Origin of the sequence: Streptomyces alanosinicus (genome assembly GCF_014650595.1) — a bacterium.
GTDB lineage: Bacteria > Actinomycetota > Actinomycetes > Streptomycetales > Streptomycetaceae > Streptomyces > Streptomyces alanosinicus.
This window is the reverse complement of sequence record NZ_BMVG01000020.1, coordinates 37,040-63,742: the sequence shown is the minus strand read 5'-3', so window position 1 is coordinate 63,742 and position 26,703 is coordinate 37,040. Positions and strand designations below refer to the sequence as shown.

Sequence of the window (26,703 nt, the reverse complement as noted above, 5' to 3'; positions counted from 1 at the left end):
CCGGCCCCTCAGAGATTGGTTACGCCTTCGCCGACGAGTCGGCGTCCACCTCGGCGAAGAACGCCTCGGCTGTTTCCCGTGCCCTGCGCTCGTCGGTGATCGGCTCGCCCAGGATTCGTTCGGCCAGGTCGGTGGCCAGCCTGAGCACATCCTCACGGAGCACCGCCTCGGCGAGAATCCGGTCGGCTTCCAGCTGCGCCCTGGCCGATGCCACGAGTTCGTCGCGCTGCCGCTGCCCCTCCGCCCGGATTTCCTGAATGAGGAGGCTTCCGTCGTCGGTCGCGGCCTGCCGGATGCGGGCAGCCTCGTGACGTGCCTCGGAGAGTTCGGCCTGGTATTCGGCGTGAATCCGCCGCGCCTCCGCGTGCACGGCCTCGGACCGAGCAAGGGTGCCCTCGATAGCGTCCTGCCGGGCTTCGAGCGTCCTGGTGATGCGCGGCACCAGGAATTTCGCGAAAGTGAAGAAGACCGCTGCGAAGCAGATCACCGCAACGATGAGGTCATTTGCCTTTGGCTCCAAAGGTCCCATGAGAAGATCCTAACAACCCAGCGTTGAAGGCGACATGACGGATCGATTGGTCAATGCGCCGAGCCGGAGCGGAAGTTGGGGTGGCGCGACGGACACGCCACCATCATCCGGTCAACTCAACGGCAGCACCAGACGGGACGGGTCGGCCTGCGGAGAGCTGAACGAGATGTCGCTGCCGAGCGGGGTGCTGCCGCCGTACGCGGGATCCTTGGAGTCGACGACGAGGGCGAGGCGGTGGCCCGCCGGCAGGTCGTACGCCGTGGTGAAGAGTGAGACGTCGAGCGGGAAGGCCCGCCCCGGGGTGCGGTCGGACCAGCTCTGTGGTGCGTGCGAGATGAGTTTGCCCACGCCGAGGACGTTCACGTCGTAGAGGTAGGCGAAGACGGTGCCCTGCGGCGCGGAGGAGGTGACGGTGGTGTGCAACGTGACCGCACCGCGGATGCGCTGGACGGACGGGTAGGGCGCCGACTGCCAGACGCCGGCGGCGAACCGGGGCAGTAGCGGAACCTCGACGCTCGGCGGCAGCTCGGCGATCTGGTCGAGTGCCCCGGACAGTTCGGTGATCCCGGCGTCCGCCCCGGAATCGATGCCACCGGTGATCGAGGTGCGCCATCCGGTGTCGGCCGGACCATCCAGTGCACCGGTGCCGAAGGCGTTCGCACGGCCGAGCGGCAGTGACCGGGTCCGCGAGCTCACGGCCCGCCAACTGGGATAGTCCTCCTCGCCGCCGCCATTCCTGACATGCAGTTCCACCGGTGCGCCGTGGTCACCCGACGTTCCGCCGCCGCCCTTCAGCCGCTCGTCGAACCATGCACGTGCGTTCGCCCAGGTCGCGTTGTCCACGCCGAGGAATCCGGTCAGTTCCTGCGTGGCGTGGTCTCCGGGACGCATGATCAGGCGCTTGGGGCCGGTCAGCTTCTGGTAGAAGTCCGTGATCTGGCTGGAGTTGAAGATGCTGTCGCTCCAGGCGTTGGCCAAGAGGACCGCCGTGCCGTGGGCGTTGATGTCGTCCACGTAGGTTCCGGGCGACCGCTTCCTGGCCCAGTCGACGACTTCTGGCATGTCGCGGTTGGCGTAGAGGTCGGCCAGGGTCCGCGCGTACTCCGCGCCCGGACGGCCGGTCGGCGCCTGCAGGGCGTTGAGCAGGGCCGCCGCCTGCAGATGCCGGGTCCGACCGCTGTAGAGGGAGTCGACCAGGTCGCCCCAGGCGCTCAGCGCGGCCACCGCCTTGATCCGTGGATCGTGGGCGGCGCCCAGCAGGGACATGCCCGCGCCCAGGGACAGGCCGAGCATGCCGACGCGCCGGGGGTCGGCCTCGGTGTGGGCGAGGGTCCAGTCGATGACGGAGGAGATGTCGGCGACGTCGGTGGGCCCGCCGACGTCTACCCGTCCGCCGGAGAGCCAGAATCCGCGCACCGTGTACGTGACCACCACATAGCCGTCGGCAGCCAGCTTCCTGCCCTGAGCGACGTACTCCAGGTCGTTCTGCCCCCAGGAGGCGGGCTGCACGATCACCGGATAGCGTCCCTGCGCGTCGGCGCCCGGTGTTCCGGCGGCGGGGGTCAGGACGTCGGCCTTGAGGACGACACCGTCCTTCATGGGAATGTCGGCCAGGCGGAAGGCGGGCCCGGCCGCGTCGGCGGCCGCCGACCGCGGCGCAGACGTGGTGGCAGAGGCGGGAGCCGTGCCGATGCCCAAGCACAGGGCGACGGAGATCATCGCCGCCGCGCCCGTCGGCCAGCCCCGGACCAGGTGCGTACGGATACGGCCGGAACGCGTCATCGGTGTCCTCACTGTCCTCATCAGCATCGGATCGGACCGTGATGCCCCAGCGGCACCCGTCCGGTGTGGTGATCGGAGCCTAGAGAGACTCAAGTGGTTGAGAGGAGTACCTGATCAGCCAAACCTACTGGCCGGTAGCCGACTGTGTCGATGTGTGGATCATCGGCGTGTGCTCCTCGGCCCCGTCACCGACCATGTCACGCCAGTGCTTTTCAGCGGAGCGGATGAGGTCGTCGCCGAGGCGTTCGAGGAATCGGCCTGCCAGGGCCGGCCGGGTTCCGGCAGCGGTCCGGGCTCCGAAGACCTCGGCGCCGCGCAGCGCGGTGGCGGCGAGCCGCTGGTTGGCGGCGACGCTGGCCACGACGGTCCGCAGGCCCGCGTTGTCGTCGAGGAAATACCGGTGGCGGCGGCTGCGGTCGTCGCGGCCGCAGCGGATCAGATCCTGCCGTTGCAGCAGGTGGACCGCCTGCGAGACGGTCGCGGCGCTGATGTGCAGGTGCTGCGCCATATCGATGGCGGTGCGGCTGCCGGTCTCGGCGGTGAACAGGCAGGCCATCACACGGGCGGCGGTGCGCGGGAGGCCGGTTTCGACGAGTGCCGCGGTGAGCTCGGTGACGAACGCGGCCGTCGCGTCGGGGCCGGGGCCGAGGTGCTCGATGGTCCGCTGCGCCGACGCGGGCGGCTGCGGTCTGCGTCGGGCTCGGTGGGTGGTCGCGAGCTGTGCCAGTTCCGCACGGTAGCGGGCGGGTCCGCCGTTGCGCGCGACCTCGCGGCTCACCGTCGAGGTGGGACGGTCCAGGCGCCGGGCGATGTCGGCGTAACTCAGGCGCTGCGCCAACCCGGCGGCGATCTGCTGCCGGTCGGCTCTGGTCAGCCTGCGTCCCGGCATCGGGTTCGGTTCCTCTGACGGGGGCGTCTCGGCCACAGTGTGCACCGGTCGCCGATCGTTGCAACACCCCCTCGCTCGGCGTGCATTGCCCCTCACTGTCATTGCAATCACCAGTCGCATGGCTGACCAGCACAAACAGCACGGTTCAGAGGAGACCGCCGTTGACCGGACTTTCGACTCGGACCTCACGTTCGGCTCCGATCGCCGGGCCCGGTGAGACGCGGCAACAGACGTCGATCGATTGTCAGGAGCATCCATGCGAGCCAAAGGCATCACCTACGACACCGGCTTCACTCCGGGCGGAAAGAGTTCTCGGCCCGTCTTCGACGCCGACGCGGTACGACGCGAGATCCGCATGATCGCGGACGACCTGCACTGCGACGCCGTACGGATCACCGGTGGCGACCCTGGGCGGCTGGCCCTCGCGGCCCGGCACGCCGCCGACGCCGGGCTGGAGGTCCGGTTCTCCCCGTTCCCTTGCGAACTGTCCGCCGAGGAGCTGCCGCCCTACTTCGCGGACTGCGCCGATCGCGCCGAAGAGGTGGGGGCGGACGTCTTCGTCGCCGGCTGTGAGTTGAGCCTGTTCGCCGCCGGTATTCTCCCCGGAGACGACAGCCTCGCCAGAATCGAAGCCCTGGAACAGATCGACTGGGCGCCCGTCGACATCGTCAGTGCCGACGCCTACGGCGATGCCAGTGACGCCTTCCGTCAGGGTCTGCGCGAGTATCTCCGGCGCGGCAAGCCGCTCGCGGCGACCGAATATCGACGGCGACTACATCCGCGACGAAGACGAACAGGCCCGCTACCTGCGCCGGCAATGGGGCGTCTTCGACGAGGAAGGCGTGGACACCGCCTTCTGGTTCACCTTCGCCGGCTACACACCTCCGCACCACGAGGATCCGCGCTACGACCTCGACATGGCCTCCTACGGAGTGCGCAAGGTCATGCCCGACGGCAGCCTGGCACCGAAGCGTTCCTTCCACGCCATGGCTGAGGCATACCGAAGCGCGCAGGATGCCCAGGGCGCGGGGCCCAAGGGCGACGACGCGTTCGAGTTCCCGACGTCGTCGCTCTCGCGCGCGGAGCGGCCACGGGCCGGGGAGCCAAGGGGTGGCTCCCCAGCCCGCGCGCCGTGAGGTCAGCGCACCGGCAGTGCGGGGGTGTGCTCGGCGCGTACGGCGTCCAGGGCCCGCGGGTCGAGACCGAGGAGCCGCAGGATGGTCGGGGCGATCTGGGTGGTCTCGACCGGGGCGGCGACACGGACGTCGTGCGGGGTGACGGCGCCTGAGACGACGAGCGGGACGTCGAGATCGTCGGCGTGGGCGCCGCCATGCTCGGCGATCTTGCCCTTGCCGCCGGTGTAGACGACGCCGTACTGGCTGATGCCGAACAGGTCGGGCACGCGGGAATCGCCCGGCTCGACGTGGAAGTAGCGGGCGGCTTCGGCGCCCGCGTACAGGGTCTTCAGGCCGCTCGCCGTGAAAGGCTTCGCGCTGCCGTCGATGCCGTTGCCGGTGCCGGACCGCGCGAGCAGGTACGCCTTGGCGAAGTCGGTGGCGGCCTTCGACCGGTCGGTGAGCCAGATCAGCATGGCGTCATCGTCCACGGCATGCGCGACCAGGTCACCGGAGCCCGGGTGGGCCTTCTTCCAAGCGGCGTTGAGGCCGTCCAGGAGGGGGCCGTCGTCGATGCGGTTGAGCGCCCTGGGATCGGTCGGCGACTGGCCGTGCTTGGCGGACAGGACGACCGTGGTGCTGCCGTCCAGGTGCCGCTTGCGCAGCTCGGCGACGAACGCGCCGACCTCCTTGTCGACGAAGGCGAGGTTCTTCTCCAGCAGCGGGCCGGGCACGCCCTGTGCCTTGTAGCCGCCGGCCAGTCCGCCCGAGGCGGGCAGCTTCTGGGCGGTCGACACGGACTGGAAGTTCATGCCGAACACCGCCGGGGTGCCGGCCCTTTGGGTGCCGCTGTGGTCGTAGCCGTCGATCTCGTTGAGTACGGCCCGCACCTTGTAGCCGTCGTACTGCTCGGTCGCCGCGTTGTCCTTGGTCCAGTCGGCGCCCGCGGGGTAGCCGATGGCAGTGCTGTTGATCTCGGGGGCGAACAGGTCCTGGATGCCGTTGCCCGAGGGGCCGTTGAGGATGTCGTACGCGACGTGCTTGTCGGACCACGCGGTCCGCAGTCCGGCCCTGCGAGCCACGTCGAAGACCGTGTTCACGCGCAGGTACGCGTGCGGGGAGACCGGCACGCAGGACTTCGGGTCGATCGGGAGCTTCGTCGGGTCGATGAGACTCGCGGCGTGACCGGTCATCTTCAGGATGCTGCCGGGAAGTCCGGTCAGGCCCTGGCCCGCGTCGATGGAGTCCTTGTTCTTGTCGAGGTCCTCGGTGAGGTCGACCTCGGCGCCGGGCTTGGCGCCCGCGCACGTGGTGGTACCGGCCGGGAGCAGGGCGGCGTCGTAACCGTCGTCGTAGTAGACGCCCGTGGTGCCCGGGTTGCCGCCGGTGAGCTGGCCGACCATGCCCGGGAACGAGTCGGAGGGGACGGTGGTTCTCGCGTGCGTGTACTCCACGCCGCCGCCCGCGAGTCGGGCGAGGGCCGAGTGCGGGTGGCGGGCGATGTACCAGGCCAGGTCGGACTGGTGCAGGCCGTCGACCGACAGCAGCAGGACGTGCCGGGCGGCAGGGTGTACGGGCGCGTGCGCCGAGGCGGGCTCGATGGCCGTGGCGGTGAGCGTGCCGGCGGCGGCGAGCGCGGCGGCTGCCGCGGTGACCGTACGGGCCAGACGGGTCGGACGGGCCGGACGTCGGGACAAGGCTTCTCCTCAGGCAGTGCGGGAGGGGGGCGGCACGCGGTCTGTTCGGGGACATCCGAAGGGCGGAACGTGTACGGAATCGGACGTCCACGCCGTGTCCTGACCAAGAAACCCACGTGGACGCGCAAAGCCTCGTTCCAGGTCTTCTGGGGGGCCGCCCCGAGCTACTCCGGGTTCGTGGGGATCACAGAAATCCCACAAGCTCTGTCCCTACCGTGCCCCGGCGAGTGCCGACGAGTGCCGGCGAGGAGGGGGGACCACAGTGGACCGCACACGGTGTCTGGGCGGGCGTTACCGTCTGGAACAGGTCTTGGGCCGAGGTGGGATGGCCGAGGTGTGGCTGGCGTACGATGTGCTGCTGTTTCGCTCGGTCGCAGTGAAGATGCTGCGTCCGGAACTGGCAGCCGATGGCGAACACTGGGCGCGCTTCCGTCGTGAAGCGGTCTCGACCGCCTTGCTCGGCCACTCGTCCCTTGTCGCCGTCTACGACGCGGGAGAGGACACGGCAGACGGCGTACCCGCCCCCTATCTGGTGATGGAGTACGTCCAAGGCACCACACTGCTCCAGCTGGTGCGCGACAAGCGGATCACCGGACCCGAACATGCTCTGCAGCTCACCGCCGGCGTCCTGGAGGCGCTTGAACACGCTCACCACCATGGCATCATCCACCGGGACATCAAGTCGGCGAACGCCATGGTCTCCCGCGAGGGCGTGGTGAAGGTGATGGACTTCGGCATCGCCCGGTCGACGACTCTGACGGACACGGCCCTCACCCGAACATCGATGGTGCTGGGCACAGCCGAGTACCTCTCGCCGGAGCAGGCCCGCGGCGAGCAGGTGGACTGTCGCACCGATCTGTACTCGACCGGCTGCCTGCTGTACGAGCTGCTCACCGGCCTTCCCCCGTTCACCGGTGACACACCGCTGGCCGTGGCCATGAAGCACCTGTCGGAACCGCCGGTGGCTCCGTCCGCCCGCGTTCCGGGACTCCCCCGCGCCTACGACACCCTGGTGCTCCGTGCCCTCTCCAAAGATCGCGCGGACCGGTACCAGACCGCCGAGGAGATGCACGGTGCCATCAGGGAGATACTCGCGGACCGCCCCACCGCGGTCACCCCGCATCTGCCCGACCCGTCGGCAACGGTCCGGCAGCCGCGGCAGCTGCCGCCTCGACGCGCGCAGACGTCGCGCCTCATGCGTCGGCGACGCATCCGTTGGGCCCTCCAGGCGACCGCCGCGCTGCTGACAACCGGCCTGGCCACCTGCATGGTCAGCGGATGGCAGGCTACGGCCCGGCCTTCCGCCACGGCTCCGACACTTGTCGGCATGACGATGGCCGAAGCCCGATCGCACGCCCAAGCAGTGGGAATGCGCGTACAACGCGTCTGGCACCGGGCGTGTCCCCGGCCCGGCACACCCGCCGGCGAGGTGTGTGAGCAGACACCTTCGCCTGGGACCCAGATGTCACGTCACACCATCGTGCACGTCACCCTGTCTCTCGGCACTCCTCAGTAGGCTCCCGGCCCACACCGCGTCGCCATGATGCCCGGCCGCCGGTCAGGGCGTGCTCGGGGGCCGTCTCTGTTCCTGGCCAAGTGGCGCGCCACGCACCCTTGCGGGGAGCTGCCGGCCTCCGGTCTGGTGAAGGTCTGTCCACAGTATCGGAGGATCCATGACCGAGTCGGCAATCGGAGCATCCTCGCCCGGTGTGGCAGCGCGCCTGCCCCGCCGGCCGCTGGTGGGTGTACGGGACCCGGAAGCGGCGGAGCTGTGGGGTCCGGTCTTCGGGGACCAGGACGTCGGCGCGCTCGACGCGGACCTCACCCAGCGGTATCCGGGCCGGCCGCACGGCGAGTGCATCGCCGTCACCGGACGCATCACCGACCGGCAGGGCGCGCCGGTACGCCGGCAGCTCGTCGAGATCTGGCAGGCCAACGCCTCCGGCCGGTACGCCCACCAGGCCGACCGCGGCCCAGGCCCCCTGGACCCGCACTTCACCGGTGTGGGCCGCTGCCTGACGGACGACCAGGGACAGTACCGGTTCATCACGGTCAAGCCCGGCGCCTATCCCTGGCACACGGACTTCAACGCCTGGCGGCCGGCGCACATCCACTTCTCCCTGTTCGGCACCGCCTTCACCCAGCGCACCGTGACGCAGATGTACTTCCCCGGTGATCCGCTGCTGGCGCACGACCCGTTCTTCCAGGCCGTCACGGATGCCAGAGCCCGTGCGCGTCTGGTCGCCACGTACGACCACGAGCTGTCCGTACCGGGCCGGGCTCTGGGCTACCGGTGGGACATCGTCCTCGACGGCCCCGCCGCTACGCCGAGGGAGACCGACGCGTGACCGTGCCACCACCGACGCTCGTGCCCACACCCCCGCAGACCATCGGACCCTACTTCGGCCACGCCCTGCCGTTCGCCGGCGGGACCGACATCGCGCCCGACGGCCATCCGGACACCGTCACCGTCCACGGGCACCTCTACGACGGCGAAGGCGACCCGGTCCCTGACGGACTGCTGGAGATATGGCAGCCCGCACCCGACGGCACACGCACAGGAGCACCCGGTTCACGGCGCCGAGAACCCGCCGCTGGTCACAACGGATTCACCGGCTTCGGACGGGTCGCCACCGACGCCCGGGGGCGATGGACGGTCCGCACCCTCCCACCGGGCGGCATCGGGTACCTCTCCCTGTGCCTCTTCGTCCGAGGACTCCCCGGCCATCTCCGGACCCGCCTCTACCTGCCGCCGGCTCAGGAGGACAGCACCACCGATCCCCTCTTGTCCGCCCTTCCGCCCGACCGCCGCCGAACCTTGATCGCCGTGCCGACCGGCCCGCACAGCTGCCGATTCGACATCCATCTCCAAGGACCTGAAGAAACCGTCTTCCTCGACTTCGACCACGGCTTCGACCACCCATGAGCCCCGGACTCCAGGCGGCAGTTCAGGTCTTTGGTCCCGGGTTCGGCCGTAGTGCGTCGACGAGCAGGTCGAGGAGTTGGTCGATTCGCTCCGGTGCGTCGATGGCACCGGTCGAGAGAAACACTCCGAGCAGCATCATCGTCACCGTGTCCGGTTCCACGTCGGCGCGCAGTGAGCCGGATTCCGCGCCGCGGCTCAGGATCACGGCGATGGCGGCGGTGATTCTTTCCCGTGTGGCAGGTGTGGCGATGCTGCCGGACGCCCATCCTGCCCGCAGGGTGTCGGACATCCCACGTTTGATCTTGAAGAACTCCGCGTAGCGGGTCATCCAGGCACGCAGCGCCGCCGCGGGTTCGAGCCGGGCGAGGAACTCCGGTGCGCTGGAGACGACTTCGTCGAGCTCGGACGCGTACAGCGCTTCGACCAGTGCCTCACGGGTCGGGAAGTGGCGGTAGAGGGTGCCGATCCCGACGCCGGCTGCCCGGGCGACGGCGTCCAGGGTGACGGCGTCCGGCGAAGCGGCGAAGGCGGCCCGGGCCGCGGCGAGGAGCTTGTCGCGGTTGCGCCGCGCGTCGGCGCGCACGGGGCGAGCGGCCGCGGGTTCTGTCCCAGACAAAGCGGAGACCCTCCGGTTAGGGTTATGGTGGTGAAGCGGAGATGCTCCGCTTCTTCGTCCATCGTCTCACGCGATTGCGAGAGCCTCATGTCTTCGTCCCTTCGCTCTCCTCAGGTCACCGCCGCCGGCGTGTCGCGCGCCGGCGGTGCCGGGCAGCTCGCGGACCGCACCGTCTCCCGGATCGGCTACGGCGCGATGCAGCTCGAACGCCTGCGAAGCGACCGCAAGGCCGCGATCGCGATGCTGCGCAAGAGCATCGACCTGGGCATCGACCACATCGACACCGCCCAGTTCTACGGCCACGGCTTTGTCAACGAGATGATCCGCGAAGCCGTCCGTCCCGAGGACGACGTCATGGTCGTCAGCAAAGTCGGTGCCGAGCCCGCCGACGACGGGCCTCTTCCCCTCCGCCTCGCACAGCGCCCGGCGCAACTGCGAGCCGGCGTCGAGGACAACCTGACCACCCTCGGGCTGGAACAGATCCCTCTGGTCAACCTCCGCCGTACGGACACCGGACCGGGCCTGCGCGCCGAAGGAGACCAGGTCGTCGACCTCGACGACCAGCTCGACGTGATGACCGCGCTGCGCGACGAGGGCAAGATCGGGGCGATCGGCCTCAGCAGTGTCAGCCTCGACGTCCTACGACGAGCACTGCCCGCAGACATCGCCTGCGTGCAGAACGCCTACAGCCTCCTGGCCCGCGACGACGAGGACATCCTGAGCCTGTGCCAGGAGAACGACATCGCCTGGGTCCCGTACTTCCCGCTCGGCAGCGCCTTCGACGGCCTGCCGAAGGTGGCCGACGAGCCCGCCGTCATCGCTGCGGCGCGCGAACTGGGCGCCGCACCCGCGCAGGTCGGCCTGGCCTGGCTGCTCCATCATGCGCCGAACGTGTTGCTCATCCCCGGCACCGCCGATCCCGATCACCTGGAAGCGAACGTGCGGGCCGGGTCCCTCACACACGACCCGGCAGTGTTCTCCGCCCTGGACACCATCCCGCTCAAGGACGCTCGGTAGCCGACCCGGAGAAGCGCGTCTCGCACGGGCGGTCGTTGTCCGTCAGGATGACGGCCATGCAGTCTATCGAGTTCCTGAACTACCCCGTCGGCGACCAACTCTCGGACGCCCAGTGGGGCTTCCGTGTCGACGGCAAGGACCTGCGTGTGTACGCGGCCGACGCCACCCGCGATCTCTGGCGCCAGGAGCGCGAGAATGCGGGCTTGGCCGAGGAGGAGGACTTCCTCCTCAACCAGCATGGCGGCCTCACTCTGTCCGAGGTCGGCGACCCCGCGCGCCATTTCCTCGGTGACCCGGCCCCGGAGTTCGTCGATCCCTCCACCGGCGCCGTTCCGCTCCTGGGCTGTTCCTGCGGAATCTGGGGCTGCTGGCCCCTGCTGGCAACCATCAACACCACTCCGGACACCGTCACCTGGTCTTGCTTCCGACAGCCCTTCCGCAAGGAGTGGGGGGAACTCGCCATGGGCCCGCACGTCTTCGCCCGCTCCGCCTACGAGGCCGCGCTCGCAGAACCGATCCGTCTCGCCTCAGACCCGCTGCAGTCTCCCCACCCGAGGCCGCGGACGAAACGCCTCCGCCAGAAGTGAGTAAGTACCCTTCCACCTGCGGCGATTCAAAGCCGAAGCTTTTGGCCAATCCGCCGAAAAGGTGGACACGGCCTGACCGTCCATGGTCAAACTGACTCCTGCTCCCATCCGGATCCACGCCGCGCAAAGGCAGGAGACAGCTCCCATGCTCAAGCTCCGCAAGAGCCGACGCACCATTGCCGTGACTGGTGCCGCCGTCGGACTCATGGCCGCACTCTGCGTCGCCAACGCCCCGACCGCGTCCGCCACCAGCTACGTCTGCGTCCCGCTGTCGTCCGGTGTCGACAGCTCCCAGTGCTCCCACTCCTCCACCTTGCACACCGGCAGCGAGTGGTCACCGCAGACGACGTTCAACAGTGCCTTCACCTATCTGCGGTTCCAGTACGACGGCAACCTCGTCCTGTACTGCAAGAACAGCGGCTACTCGTACGGACTCGGCCGTAATGTCTCGGCCGGGCAGGCCGTGTGGGCATCGGGGTGGACCAACAGCGGCGACATCGCCAACGACAAGTGGGACTTCTGGTCCGACGGCAACATGGCCACCTACTACGAGAACTCCGCCGGGTGGCAGGTCGACTGGAACACCCGGACCTGGCACGGGGCGGACACGATCGCCATCGTGCAGACGGACGGGAACTTCGTCCTGTGGGAGAACGGCCAGGCTGTCTGGGCGTCGAACACCTACCACTACTGCCCCGGTAGTCAGGACTACTGGAACGGCTACCGGTAGCGCTCTCGGCCTGCGGCCGTCCTGGGTGACGGTTCGGACCCGGCCGTGGGCAAGGTCACGATCTCGTCGGCGGCGGCGAGGCCCGATCGCTCGTGGGTGACCAGGAGCGTGGTACGGCCGCGGGTGGCGTCGAGGATGTCGGAGAGTACGGCGGCCGCGGTGTCGGGGTCGAGTCCCTCGGTGGGTTCGTCCAGGACGAGGACGGGCGGGTCGGCGAGCAGCGCGCGGGCCAGGAGCAGACGCCTGCGCTGGCCGCCCGACAGGGTGGCGCCGTCCCCGCCGACGAGGGTGTCCCAGCGGTCCGGCAGCGACTCGATCCAGTCCAGGAGCCGGGCCCTGCGGACCGCTTCGCGCAGGTCGGCGTCCGTGGCATCGGGGCGGGCCAGGATCAGGTTGGCGCGGATCGTGGTGTGGAAGACGTGTGCGTCCTGGGTCATGCCGGTGATCACGCGGCGGGCGTCGGCGCCCGTGCAGTCACGCAGTTCGCGCCCGCCGACGCGGATGCTTCCGGCTTCGTACGGGACGAACCGCATGAGTGCGGCGATGAGTGTGGACTTGCCGGAGCCGCTGGCGCCCAGGAGCACGACCCGGCGGCCGGGCGGCAGTCGAAGACTCACCCCGTCCAGGGCCAGGGGGCCGTCGGGGCGGTGTCGTACCCGCAGGTCGGTGATGTCCACGCCGAGCGGCCCGTCGGTGCCGAGCGGGGCCGGAGCGGGCGGGTCGACGACAGGGGGCGGCGTGTCCAGGAGGTCGGCCAGCCGGCGTGCGGAGGCGCGCACCGCGACAAGTCGGCGGGCCGCGCCGGGCAGGGGCGCGAGAGCCTCGAAGGAGACCAGCGCGAGGACCGCGAGGACGGTGAGGCGTACGGCGGACAGCGTGCCGGCCGCGTGCGCGCGCAGCGCGAGCCAGGTGACGCCGGCCGTCGCCCCGCCCTGGAGCAACAGCACCACGGCCGAGGCCGACGAGGTGGTCAGGGCCCCCAGGCGCTCCAGCGCGGCGATCCGGGCGGAGGCGCCGCGAGCCCGGTCGTGGGCGCGGTCCCGGGCGCCGTAGGCGGCGAGATCGGCCGCTCCCTGTGTCAGATCCAGGGTGGCGACGGCGAGTTCGGCGCGCGCCGCCTTCTCGGCGCGGCCCGCGCGGCGGGACAGTGCGAGCACCAGGGTGGGCACGAGGAGTCCCGCCACGGCCAGCAGCAGCCCGAGCAGCAGGCCTGCCTGCGGGAGCAGCACGGACGCCGTCGCGGTGGCGGTCGTGGTGACCGTACCGGCGGCCGCCGCCGGGATCAGGACGCGCAGCAGCAGGTCCTGGGCGGCGTCGACGTCGTCGACGAGGCGGGTCAGCAGGTCGCCGCTGCGAAAGGCGGGGATGCCGGCCGGGGCGAGCGGCACCAGTGCCTCGTAGACCCGGGTGCGGAAGCCGGCGACCGCCCGCAGTACGCCGTCGTGGCCGAGGAGCCGGTCGGTGTAGCGCAGCGTTCCGCGTCCCAGGGCCAGGGCGCGTACGGCGACGATCGCGACGCTCACCGAGGCGAGCGGCGGCTGCTGCGCGGCGCGGGTGATCAGCCAGGCGGCGGTGGCCATCAGCGCGGCGGAGGCGAGTTCGCTGCCGGCCGCGGCGAGCGCGGCGGGCAGCAGTCTGCGCCAGTACGGCAGGAGGTGGCGCAGGAGGCGGACGGTGGGGCGGCGGACGCGGCCATGGGCGGAGGCTGCGGCCTGGGTATGCGGACTCATGAGGCCAACAGCCCTTCGTCCAGGGACGGTTGAGGTGTGACAAGGCTGCCTGCCCGCACCGTGATGATCCGGTCGGCGTGGGGCAGCAGGCTCGTGCGGTGCGCGACCACCACCGCGGTCCGGCCGCGCATGAGGTCGGCCGTGGCGCGCGTGACGGCGGCCTCGCTCTCGGGGTCGAGGTGGGCGGTCGGTTCGTCGAGGAGCAGCACGGGTGCGTTCTTGAGGAACGCACGGGCCAGCGCGATCCGCTGGCGCTGGCCGGCGGAGAGCCCGGCGCCGTGTTCGCCGAGCACGGTGGCGTACCCGTGCGGCAGTTCCTCGATGAAGCGGTCGGCCGAGGCGGCGCGGGCCGCCGCCCGCACCTCGGCGTGGCCCGCGTCGGGGCGGCCGAGGCGGATGTTGTCCGTGACGGACACCGCGAACAGGTGCGGGCGCTGCGGCACCCAGGCCACCTGGGCGTGCCATGTGTCGGGGTCGATGTTCGTGAGGTCGGTGCCGTCGACGGTGATCCGGCCGACCCCCGGGGTCGTGAAGCCGAGCAGCAGGGACAGCAGTGTGGACTTGCCCGCGCCGCTCGGACCGACCAGGGCGACGTGTTCGCCGGGTCGGACGGTGAGAGAGACGCTCCGGAGGGCCGGAGCGGGCCGGTCCGGGTAGTGGACCGTCACCTCGTCGAGGCGCAGGTGTGCCGTGCGGCCGTCGGGGGCAGGGGCGCGGTCGGCGGGGCGGTCGGCGGCGCGCTCCGTGTTCGAGTCCTCGTCGGTCATGTCCTCGTCGGTCGTGTCCTCGTCGGTCGTGTCCTCGTCGTCGAGGATCGCGAAGATCCGCTCGGCCACCGCGATGCCCTCGGCGCTGTCGTGGAAGGCCGCACCCGCGGCCCGCAGCGGCAGATACGCCTCGGGGGCGAGGAACAGGACGGTCAGGGCCGTACGCAGGTCCAGTTCGCCGGCGAGCAGCCGCAGCCCGACCGGGACGGCCACCAGTGCCACGGAGAGGGTGGCGATCGTCTCCAGGACGAGGGAGGACAGGAACGCCACCCGCAGCGTCCGCATGGTGGCCCGCCGGTGCGCGTCGGCCATCTCGCCCACCACCCGGATCTGGTATCCCTCGCGACCGAACGCGCGCAGCGTCGGCAGTCCGGCCACCACATCCAGGAAGTGGCCGCCCAGCCTGGCCAGCAACCGCCACTGCCGGGCGGTGCGCCGGGCGGTGTGCTTGCCGACCAGAGCACCGAACACGGGCATCAGCGGCAGCGTCATGACGACGATCAGCGCCGAGGTCCAGTCGGTCCACCACAGCCAGGCGACGACCGTGAGGGGAACCACGACCGTGGCCGTCATCGTGGGCAGGTAGCCGACGACGTACGGGTCCAGGGCGTCGAGGCCGCGGGTGAGCAGCGTGGCCGTCTCGCCGTGGCGGCATGCCGTCAGCCGCAGCGGGCCGGTCTGCCGCATCCGGTCGGTGATCCGGCCCCGCAGTGTGTCCTTGGTGTCGGCCGCGGCGCGCTCGGCGAGGGTCCCGCGGGCCCAGGTCAGCAGCGCGCGCAGCGCCATGACAGCGGCCAGTGCGGTGAGGGGTGCGGCGAGGGGTGCGACCTGCGCCGCGTGTCCGACGAAGCCGTCCGCGAGGGCCCTCGCCAGCAGGGCTGCCTGAGCGGTCACGAGCCCGGCGCCCAGCAGCGTCAGCACTGTCGAGTACGTCATGTGATGCCGCAGCGCGGGGACTTCCCGCAGCAGGCGGCGTTCGACCGGTTTCATCCCGGCGTCCCCTCCCTCGTCCTGGGTGTGGCTCAGAAGTAGCTGGGATGGCGCCGGCCCGTGCGCCCCCGGAAGGCCCGCCAGCTCCACGTCTGGTACGCGATGATCGTCGGGATCAGTACGACACCGAACGCGGAAAGGATCTTCAGGGTGGCACCGTCGGTGACGGCCTGGCCGATCGTCAGGCCCGCGCCGGCCGAGCTGATCAGGACGTACGGGTAGTGGCCTGCCCCTACGAGCGCCACGGGCAGCAGCGTCGCGCAGCAGGTGGCCGCGAACCCCCGGACGGGGTGCCCCTGGGACAGGTACCACCAGGCGCCGGCGAGCGCTGCCGCGAACAGGGCGGCGATGATCGCCGAGGTCGCGCGGTTCGTCATCGAGGCGCCCGCGCCGAAAAGAGTCAGCAGCAGCGGGAGGAGACCGGCGGCACCGGCCGCCCGCACGAACCGCGCGCCCAGTCGCCGTGCCCTGACAGCGAGTTCGGGATCCGAGCGCAGTGCGACGAAGGCCGCCCCGTGCGCGGCGAAGAGCAGCGCGGTGGTCACCCCGCAGCCGAGCACGAACGGCGAGAACACCTCGCCGAAGCCGATGCGGAAGCTGCCGTCGGCCCGGCGGGGCACGCCGTGCAGCAGCAGGCCCAGGACGAGTCCCCAGCACAGTGCGGGCAGCGCGCCGCCGAACACGATCAGGACGTCCCACCGGCGGCGGCCGCGGGCGCTGTCCGCACGGCCGCGCAACTGGACCGCGGCGTTGCCGAGGACGAGTCCGACGAGGATCGCCACGATCAGCGGGTACAGGCCGGGCAGCAGGGCGCCCTCCAGGTGCGGGAAGGCTCCGAAGAGGACACCGGCAAAGGCGACCAGCCAGACCTCGTTGCCCAGGAAGAACGGCGCGATGGCGTCGAGGGCGGCGTTCCGGCCGGCCCGCTCCGCCTTCTCGCCGTGACCCGGGGCGCGGAGGAATGGATGCAGCATCTGTACGCCGTAGTCGTAGCCGCCGAGCACAAAGTATCCGGCGAGAAGCAGGCCGAGCAGGCCCAGCCAGAGGGTCTCCAGACTCATGTCGTTCAACTTTCCGTATCAGCGGGGAGGTTCGACTGTGCACCGGACCGGGTGGGGGCCTTGATGCTCACCCGACTCAGAAGACCGGGGCCGTCTGCTTGCCGTCGGCGCCGCTCTCGGGGACGTCGTCAGGGAGCGGCTCGGTGGCGCCGAGCTGGGTCGCGTCCGGGCCGCGGCGGGCGAAGCGGGCGATCAGGGTCCAGTTCGTCACCGCGAGCGCGACGAAGAGGGCGATGAACACCGCGCAGGACACGGCCAGCGAGGCCCTGCTGACGTGGGAGAGTGCGTCCTCAACGGTCAACTGGCCGTATACCAGCCAGGGTTGGCGTCCGACCTCGCGGAAGACCCAGCCGCCCACGGCGGCGATGAAGGGGAACGGGATCATGGCCGTCATCAGGTACGCGAGGGGACGCCGGCGCACCAGCCGGTCCTTCCACAGCAGGAAGACGGCGACGAACGTGACGGTGGACACGGTGTTGCCGATGATCGTCATCGTGTCCATCGCGATCCGCAACCAGTCGTGCGGGGGTATGTAGTCGCCGGGGCCGTGGTCCCGGACGAGCCGCGCCTGCAGATCGGCGACGCCCTCGTTGTTGAGGGCGGCCATCTTCATGGGCTGGGTCCGGTTCAGGACCGGGATCTGCAACTGCCCGACGATGATGACGAAGAACGAGGCCAGCATGCCCACCCAGACGCCGAGCCGCAGGGAACCGCGGAACAGCTCGGTCTCCTTGGTGCCCCGGGCGAAGTGGAAGGCGCTGACCCCGGCGACGAAGACGCCGCCCGTGGTGAGCGCGCCAAGGGTGAGGTGGCCGAGGGCTATCAGGGCGTTGGGGTTGGCGAGCAGGGCACCGAAGTCGGTCAGGTAGGCGGCGCCGCCGCGTACTTCGTAGCCGACGGGGTGCTGCATGAAGCCGTTGGCGATCAGGATCCAGAAGCCGGAGGCGTACGCGGTCAGCGTGACCAGCCAGATGAGCGTGACATGCACGCCTGTGCGCATACGTCCCCAGCCGAAGATCCACATGCCAAGGAAAGTGGACTCGGCGAAGAAGGCGATGAGGGTTTCCAGCGCCAGCGGGGCACCGAAGACGTTGCCCGCGAACTTGCTCAGGCCGCTCCAGCTCAGTCCGAACTGGAACTCCATGACGAGGCCGGTGACGATGCCGACCGCGTAGTTGATGACGTAGAGCTGGCCCCAGAAGCGGGTCATACGCTCCCGGACGGCTCTCCTGACGGGATCACGGGTGCACGCGGCCCAGGTGTGCATGATCGCCACGAGAGGGACGAGCCCCATGGTGAGGATCACGAACAGCCAGTGGACGGTGGTCGTGGCCGCGAACTGGAGTCGGGCCAGATCCGCAGCGCTCATGGTGCGACCTTCCTGAGGGACGGGTGGCCGGGCAGGTGCCGGACGGACGCGGGGCCTCGCTTCGCGGATGCGGATGCGGATGCCGGACTCCGTTGCCCGTCATCTGTGCGGTGGCCCCGTGAAAGACCGTAGGGACAATCACTCATGCATTCCAAGACCGGTTTTGCTATGTGTAGATAACCCGGAAGGCATGAAGAGGCTTGAACAAAGGTGGCCCGTGGATCTGTTGCAGTTGCGCTACTTCCAGTCCGTCGCCCGCTACGAGCACATCAGCCGCGCCGCGGAGGAACTGCGCATAGCGCAGCCCTCGCTCAGCCGCGCCATCGCCCGCCTGGAGGCCGAGTTGGGCTCCCCGCTCTTCGACCGGCAGGGCCGCCGCATCCGGCTGAACCAGTACGGCGTGGTGTTCCTGCGGCACGTCGACCGCGCCCTGAGCGAGCTGGACGACGGCCGCAGGGCCGTCCGTGAGGCCCGTGACACCGGGCTCGGCCGGGTCAACGTCGCCTCCGAGACACTACTGACGATCAGTTCACTGCTCGGCAGCTTCCGGGCCGCCCACCCCCGTGCGGACGTCCGGCTGTTCCAGTCGGACGCGGACGAGATGAACCGTCAACTGCGGGCTCGGGAGGTCGACTTCTGCGTGGCCTCGCAGCCGCTGCCCGGCACGCACGTGGAGTCGGTCGAACTCGTCCGCGAGGAGGTGCTGCTCGGCGTGCCGCACGGGCACTGGCTCGACGGGCGGGACAGCGTGACCGTCCTGGAGATCGCCGACGAGCCCTTCGTCACCACCCGGCGCGGCTGGCAACGCGCCCTGCTCGACCAGCTGTTCGCGTCCGAGGGCCTGACACCGGTGCTGTCCTGCGAGAGTGACGAACCTGGCGCCAGCGGGGACCTGATCAGCGCCGGCCTCGGCATCGGCCTCATCCCGGCCATGTCCCGCGAGGCCGGTGAGCGCATCCCGCTCGCCTGGGTGCATGTGGCCGCGCCCGACTGCCAACGGGTGCTCAGCCTAGTGTGGAACCGCGACACCCATCTGTCCGAAGCAGCCCTGAAATTCCGGGAGTTCATCACCAGCCGGCCGTTGATGACCCACCGCCCGGCGGACTCGTAGAGCTGGAGTGTTCAGCGATTCACGCGCTTGTCGGGCCGACGGGGTGGTGAACCTTATCAATGGGACAGGGGACTCCGCAGTACACGATCAAGGAGTGCAGGGAAACCTCGGTGGAAAGGTCGCGCTGGTCACCGGCGGCAGCCGCGGCATCGTGGACACGCTCGCGGCCGGGCTGGAAGCCGGCTGCGCGCGCAGGAGGAATCGACGATCGACATCCTGGTCCACAACGCTGGGCTCGACCTCATGGGCCGACCGATCGAGGTTCTGACCCCTGAGGAGTTCGACCGGATGATCGCGGTCAACATCAAGGCACCGTTCTTCCTCACCCAGCGGCTGCTGCCACGGCTGCGCGACGGCGGCCGGATCATCAACATCTCATCCGTCTCCACCAGGGTCGCCTCATCCCACGGCATCGGCTATCCGCTCACCAAGGGCGCACTTGAGGTGTTCAGCCACACCCTGGCCAAGCACCTCGGCCCCCGCGGAATCACCGTCAACTCCGTCGCGGTCGGCTTCACCCACACCGACATGACCGCCGAAGTGCTGGCCGACCCGGCGAACCTGGACCGCAACATCAGCCTGACCGCCCTCGGCCGGATCGGCCAGGCCCGGGACATCGCCGACGCGGTCGCCTTCCTGGCCTCCGACGGCGCTCGCTGGATCACCGGCACCAGGATCGACGTCAGCGGCGGCGTCAACCTGTGGCAACGCTCCACGCGAAGCTCGACGAAGGCCGTCAGCGGGCGGGCAGCTCGAACCCGAGGGCGGCCAGGGCCTTTTCAGCGGCCTGCTGGTCCTGCTCGTGGCTGCCACCGGATAGTCCCGGGCCTCCGACGCACCGGCCGCGTGCACTGCCGCGATCAGGGCGCCGGGGCGGCCTGGGTGATGGAGGAGGCGGAGGAGGACTTTTTCGAGCGCGTCGGTGGGCACGAGCGGTTCCCTGCAGCCACAGTCAGTCGGGGACGGTGAGGACGAGCTTTCCGCGCGTACGGCCGGCCTCGCCGCGGGCGTGGGCCGCGCCGGCCTGTTCGAGCGGGAAGGTGTCCTCCACCTCGACGGCGACGTGGCCGGCGTCGATCAGGCCGGCGATCGTCGTCAGCGCCGCGCCGTCCGGCTCGACCAGGAACGGGGTGACCCGCACGCCGGCCGCCTCGGCCTCCCGGGCCAGCTCCGGGGAGACACCGGCCGGGACCGCGATCAACAGGCCGCCGGGGCGCAGGACCTTCAGCGAGCGGGTGCTGGTCCGGTCATGGTCGTCGCCCACGAGGTCGATGACGACGTCGACGCCGGCGGTGGCGTCCTCGAAGCGGGTGGTGGTGTAGTCGATGGTCTGGTCGGCGCCGAGTTCCTTGAGCCAGGGGTGGCGGGCGGCGCCGGCGGTGGCGATCACATGGGCGCCCAGGTGCCGGGCGAACTGGACCGCGAAGTGGCCGACCCCGCCGGCGGCGGCGTGGATCAGGACGCGATGGCCGGCCTGGACGTGGGCGGTGTCGACCACGGACTGCCAGGCGGTCAGCGCCGCCAGCGGCACCGCGGCGGCGTGCACATGGTCGAGGGCGGCCGGCTTGCGGGAGAACTGACGGGCCGGCGCGGTCACGTACTCGGCGTAGGCGTTCGCGACGCGCGGGAACCAGGGCATGCCGTACACCTCGTCACCGGCCCTCAGCGTGGTCACACCGAAGCCGACCTCCTCCACCACCCCGGACACATCCCAGCCGAGCGTGAACGGCGGCTCACCCATCAGCCCGGCCATGCCGGAGCCGCCGCGGGTCTTCCAGTCCACCGGGTTGATCCCGGCCGCGTGCACCCGCACCAGCACCTCGGTCGGCAGTGGCACCGGACGCGCCACCTGCTCGATCCGCAGCACCTCCGGACCGCCGAAACCGTCCTGAACCACCGCGCGCATCGTGTCTGCGGACATGCGTCATCTCCTGAAAGGGCATCCTGCGGAGGGCCGTGAGCGGCGCTCCTTTTTGACGTCGACGACGCTATCCACAGGGGTATGGTTACCTTCAAGGACAAGTACTTCCCATTGGGAAGTGACCTGGTGAGGACCGTAAGCATGACGACCAACTGCCCCAGCGGCCAGCACGCGCACCACGACGTGTACGCCGCCCAGTGCCCCTGCCGCGCCCTGCTCGACCTCCTCGCCAACAAGTGGTCGGCCCTGGCCATCGGCGCCCTCGAAGACGGACCCCAACGCTTCGGAGAACTCCAGCGCACACTCCAGGGCGTCAGCCCCAAGGTGCTCACCCAGACCCTGCGGCGCCTCGAGGACTTCGGCATCCTCGACCGCACGGTCTACCCCGCCGTCCCCCTGCACGTCGAGTACGCGCTCACCGACCTCGGCAAGAGCGCCGCGATCCCGCTCAACGCCCTCCGCACGTGGGTCGAGGACAACCTCGACCACGCCTACCGGCCCGAACCGGCCGCGTCGTAACAGGGCGGACAGTCCGTCACCGCCGTACACGCGACCCCGTACCGCCCCGAGCCCCGTCCCCCGACCCCGGCACCGCCCGCCCGGCAGGTGGAGTTGGCCAAGAACCGGCCACCGGGCCGGAGCAGCACCTACCGCAACCCGGCCGGCGTCCAGGATCCCACGGCCGGCTCCAGGCTGTTGGTGTACGCCCGGTGCGGGCCCGTCCTGTTGTTCCTAGTAAAGTCTTCCCACGTGAACACCGGACCGGCACTACGCCACACACGGATCGGCCACCCGGTGGAGGGCTGATCGCGCAGCGGGTGCGCAGCGGGCACCCCCTCAATTCGGCACGCGGACCTCCCGACACTCATGCATTGCGAGTCCGTTCTTCGTGTCGAAAACAACGAGGTCAGCTAAATGACAGTCACGTTCAACCACACCATCATCGCGGCCAAGGATCGCGAAGCGCCTGGTCGGGCGCCCGAAACACGGCGCCCGACCAGGCAATCCACCATCGAGGAACGGCCTGACGCGTTCCCTGGCCCGCGCCGGTGGAGTCGGCGGCAGACGCCGAGCAGTGCGTGTCGTCGGCGTCAGGGTGACCGCGGCTGCTGCAGTCCGTCGAGAAGCAGGCCGATCAGTCGGCGGGGGTCGTAGCGGGGGTCGCTGTCACGTCCGATGCAGAGGTTGCCGATGCCGCGCATCAGCTCGTAGGGCTGCGTACCGGGTCTGATCTCGCCGGCGGCGACTGCGGCGTCGAGCAACTGCGCGCAGACGGGCTCCAGGCGCTCGACGAAATAGGTGTGCAGCGCGGCGAAGCCGCTGCTGTCGGATTGCAGTGCGCCCGCGAGTCCGTGCTTGGTGACCAGGAAGTCGACGAAGAGGCCGATCCACTGGCGCAGTGCGGCGAAAGGCGAATCGGCACCAGCCAACAGGACCGGGCCGGCCTCGGCGCACGCCTCGACCTGGTGGCGGTAGACGGCGACGACGAGATCCGCGCGCGTGGGGAAGTTGCGGTAGATCGTGCCCATCCCCACACCCGCTTTGGCCGCGATCTCGCGGATCGGCGCGTCGACGCCGGAGGTGACGAACACCTCGGCGGCGGCGGCAAGCAGCGTCTGCTGGTTACGCAGGGCGTCGGCCCGCTTGCTTCGGGCCGGCACCTCCCCGGACTGGCTTGCAGAGGGCACCGCGCTCTCCTTCCGGCGACCGTTGACAAAGCGGAACACCGCTCCGTATCGTAAGTGGAGCGCCGCTCCGCTTACCAGTCTAGCTGAAGCCTTCGCGCTCCTGCCCGCCTCCCCTGCCGCCTTCCGCCTTCCGCCTTCCGATCGGTATCGGCGGCAGAGGCCGTTGAAGGGACACCCCGTCATGAGTGAATCGACCTCCATCACCGACGCTTTCGGCTCGCCCGCTCCCGTCCTCTCGTACAGCCCGGTGGTGCTGTCCGTGCCCGGACGTCCTGTGGACCTTCAGGCGCGCGTGTCCGCGCCCGCGACCGGCTCCGACCTGCCGGTCATCCTCCTCTCCCACGGTCAGGGCCCCTCGAACAACCTGTCCTCGCTGAACGGCTATGCGCCACTTGCCAACTACTGGGCGGCACACGGGTTCGTCGTCATCCAGCCCACCCACCTCAGCTCCAGGACACTGAGTCACCTGCACACCGGTAGCCCCGCAGCTTCCCTGTTCTGGCGCTCGCGCGCCGAGGACATGAAGCACATCCTCGACCGGCTCGACGTGATCGAGGCGGCCGTGCCGCAGCTCGCCGGGCGCATGCACCATGGCAAGGTCGGCGTGGCCGGGCACTCGATGGGCAGCCACACCGCCGGCCTCCTGTTGGGCGCCCGGCTCACCGACCCCGACGACGGGCAGGAAGTGAACCTCATCGAGCCCCGGATCAAGGCGGGTGTGCTGCTGGCCGCACCCGGCAGGGGCGGCGATGTCCTGAACGGGCCCATGGCAGAGAACGTGCCGTTCGCCAAGACCACGGACTTCTCCACGATGACCACACCCGCGCTGGTCGTCGCCGGCGACAAGGACGACTCCCGGCACTTCACGGACATGGGCCCGGACTGGCATGCCGACCCCTACACCCTCGCCCCGGCCCCGAAGACCCTGCTCACCCTGTTCGACGCGGGGCACGGACTCGGCGGGATCGCCGGTTACGACGTCGCCGAGACCACCGACGAGAGCCCCGAGCGGGTTGCCGCGCTGGGACAGCTCACCGCGGCCTACCTCCGTACCCAGCTCCACCCCGGAGACTCCGCCTGGCAGACAGCGCGTGAGGCACTGACGACGAGTCCCCACCCGCTCGGACGCATCGACACCAAGTAAGCCGAACAGGCACCGTCCCCGCAGCGGACCAGTACAGGCTTCCAGCGTCCGCACCCAGGAACTGCTCGGGTGGCAACCGCCGCACCATGTCTCGATGGCCGAACCCCCGCCATTCGGGCGCGCGGTCGCGCTCCGCTTCGCCGCCGGCCTTGCTGACAGCCGGTACCACGGCGCTGGTCGACCAGCCGGCGCTCTGCCGCAGCCGGGTCCCTGCGGCAGGCGTGCCGCCGGCCGGTCAGCGCGAGCCGGTGAGAACCCGGCCGGACCAGATGTCGACCACCACCTGGTGGTGATGCGGGCGTACCGCCGCCGTGCCGGCGGCGTAGTTCTTGTCGACCTGCGCCGCCTCCGCCGCGTTCGGCTTGGCGTTCGTGCAGGACGTGCCGGGGCCGTGGCCGGACATGATCTCCGAGCACGGACCGCTGTAGTGGTCGGGCAGTCCGAGGATGTGCCCGGTCTCGTGCGCCGTGATCCGGGTCATGTCGTAGCCCTCGTCCACCGCTTGCTGGCCGAGCTGCACGTCGCCGTTGCCGCCGGGGAAGATCGGCCCCAACGTGGTCTGCGGCCAGCCGCTGGTGGCCTCGTAGACGTAGTCGGCCGAGCCGGGGCTGCTCGCCGGCTCCAGGCGCACGTTGTGCACCGCGTCGTTCCAGTTCTGCACGGCCTGCTTGATCGGGCCCGCCCATTGACCGGCATTGCTGGCGTCGTAGGTAAGGGTGACCACAGCCTGCGTCGCGTGCGGCGCGGAGTGCGCCGAAGCGACGCCGACCGTAGTGCCCAGCATGGCCGGGACAAGTGCCGTCAGGGCGGCTAGTTGCTTGATCATGAGACTGGTGCGCCTCCTTGAGTCTCAGGTGGTATCCGCAGTAAACGAGTTCATCGCGAACACAACAACCTCCCTCCCTGCAATCAGGGCTCAGTGGCCGTCAAGTTGACTCAAACTGCGCAGCGTTGGCAGCGGATCGCCGCGCCGGGCCGGCTGTTTTCCGGGCTGTAGGCCTGGATTCGGACGTACGTACCGGCGACAGCTCCGCCGGGCGGACTCCTGGTGCAAGGTGAGTGGCGGCAACCCTCGTTCAGCACGTTCCGCGTGACGTGGTTCTGCTGGTTGTGCGCGACGGGTGTTCGTGACGCATGCGGCCCTTTAACCTGACGCTCGGCTCCAAGGGTGACGGGCCGCAGGGGGTGGCCCGATCGGAGCCTGCGGTGTTCAACTCGCCGTGTTTCAGGGGGGGCATGATTCGCTTGCGTTTGGCCATGCCCGTCGCCCTCGCATGGGGACTCGCGGTCAGCTGCGGACTGGGCACCACGGCGGCCATGGCCGCCACCGCATCACACCACATCAGGAACGGCCGGATCGCCACGGACTACGGCGCGGAGGTCAGCTACCTCCAGACCACCGATTCCGTCACCGGCGCCACCTCCGACATCGGCGGCCCGAACCGGGTCAGGGGCTGCAATCTCGCGGCCTCGCAGGACGGGAAGACGCTGGCCTACAGCACGGTCTGCGGCTATTTCGCGGGCCGCGGCAGCGACACCGTCAGCATGATGAACCGCGATGGCACGGGACAACGTGTGGTCTGGCGGATGCCGTCCGACTTCGGCAGCCGCCAGTCCGTCGTGGGCAACCCCGCGATCTCCCCGGACGGGAAACGGATCCTCTTCGGGACGTTCCCGCACGGTCCCTCCCAGACGCGCTACTGGACCATCCATACCGACGGGACCGGCCTCGCGCCGCTCGACCTCGGCGTCGGCACAGCCCCCGACGGCGTTCCCCGCTTCTCCCCCGACGGCCGCACCCTGGCCTTCACCATCGGCGGCGTGATCTGGCTGAAGAAGGGCCACAAGCCCGCCGCGCCGCTGGCCGTCAGGAAGCCGGGACTGCCGAACGACCCGCAGTACGGCTGGCTCCGCTGGTCCCCGGACGGCAGGCACCTGGTCTTCGCCGACGGCAAGGGGCTGTACGAGGTGGCCGCCGGCGGCTCGACCTGGCGCACCCTGGCCACCAGTCCCAACACCAGCACCGGCTACTTCGAACCCACATACTCCCCTGACGGCACACAGCTGGCCTTCATGTCGATCACGCCCAGCGGCGACCCCGGAGGTGATCTGCTGCGGAGCATCGCGGGCCTGACCCTCGCCCGTCCTGGCACGCCACGGACGATCCTCCCAGGCAACCCTGCCTATCAGGTCGCCGACCCCGTCTGGCTCTCACCTCAGTGGCGGTAGGCGGCCGTCGCGATCTGCACGAACGACCGGATCAACGGGTTCGTGTCGCCCTCGTTCCATGCCGCCACCACGCGGCTCGGCGCCATGTCGGTCAGCGGGACCACGGCCAGTTCCCCGGGCAGGTCGTGCCCGAGCGGGGCCATCCCGACCGTGCCGTTCCAGAGCACGGCCTGCACGCACTCCTGGACACCGCGCAGCACCGCGCCCACCGGGTCGGCACGCAGATCGTGCACCGTCAGCCCGGTCTCGTCGAACGGCGCGCGGGTCAGGGCGATGTCGACCAGTCCGGCACGCAGCCCGCAGGTCGGATCGGTCAGGTCGGTCTCGCGGATGCGGACCTCGATGCCCGGGGGCTGGCGGCGGTACACGGCGGCCGGCCGGGTGGCACCCCGGTCCGTGCTGTCGCCCAGCATGCCGACGGTGAGGACCGCGGCGCCGGCGGCCGCGGCCACGCGCACACGGACCTGGTCGGCCTGGTCGAGCAATGTGCGCGCCTCGTTCAGCAACGTCGCCCCGGCGGGGGTGAGCGTGACTCCTGCGGCGGAGCGCCGCAGCAGAAGGGCACCGAGGTCGGTCTCCAGCTGTTTGATCGCCCGGCTCAGCGGAGGCTGGCTCATGTGCAGCCGGGCGGCGGCCCGGCCGAAGTGGAGTTCCTCGGCGACCGCGACGAAATAGCGCAGCGTGCGCAGCTCCATGACCGGTGACGATACCCGTACGGTATCGAGTTCCCCCAGTCGGTACGCGGCAGGTCTCGCGAGGGGCGGGAGGTTCACATCGACATCCTGACGGCGATCGCTCCTCCTCG

General features: G+C 70.1%; 25 protein-coding genes. 12 read left to right on the top strand and 13 right to left on the bottom strand.

Annotation, left to right across the window (positions count from 1 at the left end; all coding sequences use genetic code 11):
* Positions 1-19 precede the first annotated feature (19 nt).
* From atpF to IE277_RS30670, 3 genes are all read right to left on the bottom strand, one after another.
* Positions 20-529, bottom strand: a complete 510-nt coding sequence (gene atpF, locus IE277_RS30680; RefSeq protein WP_189956964.1) for a F0F1 ATP synthase subunit B — start codon at positions 527-529, stop codon at positions 20-22.
* Between the two features lie 111 nt (positions 530-640).
* Entirely contained in the window at positions 641-2,311 is a 1,671-nt protein-coding gene (locus IE277_RS30675; protein WP_189956963.1) for a CocE/NonD family hydrolase, read from the bottom strand.
* Positions 2,312-2,435: 124 nt separating this feature from the next.
* Positions 2,436-3,200: a MarR family transcriptional regulator gene (locus IE277_RS30670; protein ID WP_189956962.1), complete on the bottom strand. Its 765-nt coding sequence runs from the start codon at positions 3,198-3,200 to the stop codon at positions 2,436-2,438.
* Between the two features lie 695 nt (positions 3,201-3,895).
* On the opposite strand from IE277_RS30670, the gene IE277_RS47765 reads away from it, so the two are divergent.
* On the top strand, positions 3,896-4,336 hold the full coding sequence (locus tag IE277_RS47765; RefSeq protein WP_229882082.1) for a hypothetical protein: 441 nt from the start codon (positions 3,896-3,898) through the stop codon (positions 4,334-4,336).
* Between the two features lie 2 nt (positions 4,337-4,338).
* Here IE277_RS47765 and IE277_RS30660 read toward each other — a convergent pair whose 3' ends face one another.
* Positions 4,339-6,012, bottom strand: a complete 1,674-nt coding sequence (locus IE277_RS30660; RefSeq protein WP_229882081.1) for an alkaline phosphatase family protein — start codon at positions 6,010-6,012, stop codon at positions 4,339-4,341.
* Positions 6,013-6,274: 262 nt separating this feature from the next.
* Between IE277_RS30660 and IE277_RS30655 the strand changes: the two genes are divergently transcribed.
* The 3 genes from IE277_RS30655 (at position 6,275) to pcaG (ending at position 8,938) form a co-directional block, all read left to right on the top strand.
* The gene (locus IE277_RS30655) at positions 6,275-7,528 is read left to right on the top strand and encodes a protein kinase domain-containing protein (protein WP_268252674.1); all 1,254 of its coding nucleotides are present in this window, start codon (positions 6,275-6,277) and stop codon (positions 7,526-7,528) included.
* 157 nt (positions 7,529-7,685) lie between these two features.
* Positions 7,686-8,360: a protocatechuate 3,4-dioxygenase subunit beta gene (gene pcaH, locus IE277_RS30650; protein ID WP_189956960.1), complete on the top strand. Its 675-nt coding sequence runs from the start codon at positions 7,686-7,688 to the stop codon at positions 8,358-8,360.
* On the top strand, positions 8,357-8,938 hold the full coding sequence (pcaG, locus tag IE277_RS30645) for a protocatechuate 3,4-dioxygenase subunit alpha (RefSeq protein ID WP_373310929.1): 582 nt from the start codon (positions 8,357-8,359) through the stop codon (positions 8,936-8,938). Before pcaH ends, pcaG begins: the two co-directional genes overlap by 4 nt.
* Positions 8,939-8,960: 22 nt before the next feature.
* Here pcaG and IE277_RS30640 read toward each other — a convergent pair whose 3' ends face one another.
* Complete coding sequence (locus IE277_RS30640; RefSeq protein WP_229882080.1) at positions 8,961-9,521, bottom strand: TetR/AcrR family transcriptional regulator; 561 nt, start codon at positions 9,519-9,521, stop codon at positions 8,961-8,963.
* Between the two features lie 120 nt (positions 9,522-9,641).
* On the opposite strand from IE277_RS30640, the gene IE277_RS30635 reads away from it, so the two are divergent.
* The 3 genes from IE277_RS30635 (at position 9,642) to IE277_RS30625 (ending at position 11,888) form a co-directional block, all read left to right on the top strand.
* The gene (locus IE277_RS30635) at positions 9,642-10,571 is read left to right on the top strand and encodes an aldo/keto reductase (protein WP_189956958.1); all 930 of its coding nucleotides are present in this window, start codon (positions 9,642-9,644) and stop codon (positions 10,569-10,571) included.
* Positions 10,572-10,627: 56 nt separating this feature from the next.
* Positions 10,628-11,158: a hypothetical protein gene (locus tag IE277_RS30630; protein WP_229882079.1), complete on the top strand. Its 531-nt coding sequence runs from the start codon at positions 10,628-10,630 to the stop codon at positions 11,156-11,158.
* A 145-nt stretch (positions 11,159-11,303) separates the two neighbouring features.
* Positions 11,304-11,888, top strand: a complete 585-nt coding sequence (locus IE277_RS30625) for a hypothetical protein (RefSeq protein WP_189956956.1) — start codon at positions 11,304-11,306, stop codon at positions 11,886-11,888.
* On the opposite strand, the gene cydC is transcribed toward IE277_RS30625, so the two are convergent.
* The 4 genes from cydC to IE277_RS30605 all read right to left on the bottom strand — a co-directional run bounded on the left by cydC (position 11,879) and on the right by IE277_RS30605 (position 17,805).
* Positions 11,879-13,618, bottom strand: coding sequence for a thiol reductant ABC exporter subunit CydC (gene cydC / locus IE277_RS30620; protein ID WP_189956955.1), 1,740 nt, complete (start codon positions 13,616-13,618; stop codon positions 11,879-11,881). The genes IE277_RS30625 and cydC overlap by 10 nt on opposite strands.
* Positions 13,615-15,375 carry a thiol reductant ABC exporter subunit CydD gene (cydD, locus tag IE277_RS30615; RefSeq protein ID WP_189956954.1) on the bottom strand — a complete coding sequence of 587 codons (1,761 nt, stop codon included), beginning with the start codon at positions 15,373-15,375 and terminating at the stop codon, positions 13,615-13,617. The genes cydC and cydD overlap by 4 nt, the downstream gene beginning before the upstream one ends.
* Positions 15,376-15,407: 32 nt before the next feature.
* Positions 15,408-16,436, bottom strand: coding sequence for a cytochrome d ubiquinol oxidase subunit II (cydB, locus tag IE277_RS30610; RefSeq protein ID WP_189956953.1), 1,029 nt, complete (start codon positions 16,434-16,436; stop codon positions 15,408-15,410).
* A 76-nt stretch (positions 16,437-16,512) separates the two neighbouring features.
* Positions 16,513-17,805, bottom strand: coding sequence for a cytochrome ubiquinol oxidase subunit I (locus tag IE277_RS30605; RefSeq protein ID WP_189956952.1), 1,293 nt, complete (start codon positions 17,803-17,805; stop codon positions 16,513-16,515).
* 217 nt (positions 17,806-18,022) lie between these two features.
* On the opposite strand from IE277_RS30605, the gene IE277_RS30600 reads away from it, so the two are divergent.
* Positions 18,023-18,916: a LysR family transcriptional regulator gene (locus IE277_RS30600; protein ID WP_189956951.1), complete on the top strand. Its 894-nt coding sequence runs from the start codon at positions 18,023-18,025 to the stop codon at positions 18,914-18,916.
* A 243-nt stretch (positions 18,917-19,159) separates the two neighbouring features.
* Positions 19,160-19,885 (top strand): SDR family NAD(P)-dependent oxidoreductase, encoded by a 726-nt coding sequence (locus IE277_RS47760; protein WP_229882078.1) that lies wholly within the window; start codon positions 19,160-19,162, stop codon positions 19,883-19,885.
* On the opposite strand, the gene IE277_RS30590 is transcribed toward IE277_RS47760, so the two are convergent.
* Positions 19,869-20,837, bottom strand: coding sequence for an NADP-dependent oxidoreductase (locus IE277_RS30590; protein WP_189956950.1), 969 nt, complete (start codon positions 20,835-20,837; stop codon positions 19,869-19,871). The two genes, IE277_RS47760 and IE277_RS30590, sit on opposite strands and share 17 nt — an antisense overlap.
* Positions 20,838-20,978: 141 nt before the next feature.
* Here IE277_RS30590 and IE277_RS30585 point away from each other — a divergent pair, with 141 nt between their 5' ends.
* Positions 20,979-21,356, top strand: a complete 378-nt coding sequence (locus IE277_RS30585; RefSeq protein ID WP_189956949.1) for a winged helix-turn-helix transcriptional regulator — start codon at positions 20,979-20,981, stop codon at positions 21,354-21,356.
* A 572-nt stretch (positions 21,357-21,928) separates the two neighbouring features.
* Here IE277_RS30585 and IE277_RS30580 read toward each other — a convergent pair.
* Positions 21,929-22,525, bottom strand: a complete 597-nt coding sequence (locus tag IE277_RS30580; protein ID WP_189957017.1) for a TetR/AcrR family transcriptional regulator — start codon at positions 22,523-22,525, stop codon at positions 21,929-21,931.
* A gap of 181 nt (positions 22,526-22,706) precedes the next feature.
* Here IE277_RS30580 and IE277_RS30575 point away from each other — a divergent pair, with 181 nt between their 5' ends.
* On the top strand, positions 22,707-23,669 hold the full coding sequence (locus IE277_RS30575; protein WP_189956948.1) for an alpha/beta hydrolase family protein: 963 nt from the start codon (positions 22,707-22,709) through the stop codon (positions 23,667-23,669).
* 235 nt (positions 23,670-23,904) lie between these two features.
* Here the strand turns inward: IE277_RS30575 and IE277_RS30570 are convergent, their stop codons facing one another.
* On the bottom strand, positions 23,905-24,495 hold the full coding sequence (locus IE277_RS30570; protein ID WP_189956947.1) for a snapalysin family zinc-dependent metalloprotease: 591 nt from the start codon (positions 24,493-24,495) through the stop codon (positions 23,905-23,907).
* A gap of 431 nt (positions 24,496-24,926) precedes the next feature.
* Between IE277_RS30570 and IE277_RS30565 the strand changes: the two genes are divergently transcribed.
* Positions 24,927-25,898: a PD40 domain-containing protein gene (locus IE277_RS30565; RefSeq protein WP_189956946.1), complete on the top strand. Its 972-nt coding sequence runs from the start codon at positions 24,927-24,929 to the stop codon at positions 25,896-25,898.
* On the opposite strand, the gene IE277_RS30560 is transcribed toward IE277_RS30565, so the two are convergent.
* On the bottom strand, positions 25,886-26,593 hold the full coding sequence (locus IE277_RS30560) for a LysR family transcriptional regulator (protein ID WP_189956945.1): 708 nt from the start codon (positions 26,591-26,593) through the stop codon (positions 25,886-25,888). The two genes, IE277_RS30565 and IE277_RS30560, sit on opposite strands and share 13 nt — an antisense overlap.
* Between the last annotated feature and the right edge of the window lie 110 nt (positions 26,594-26,703).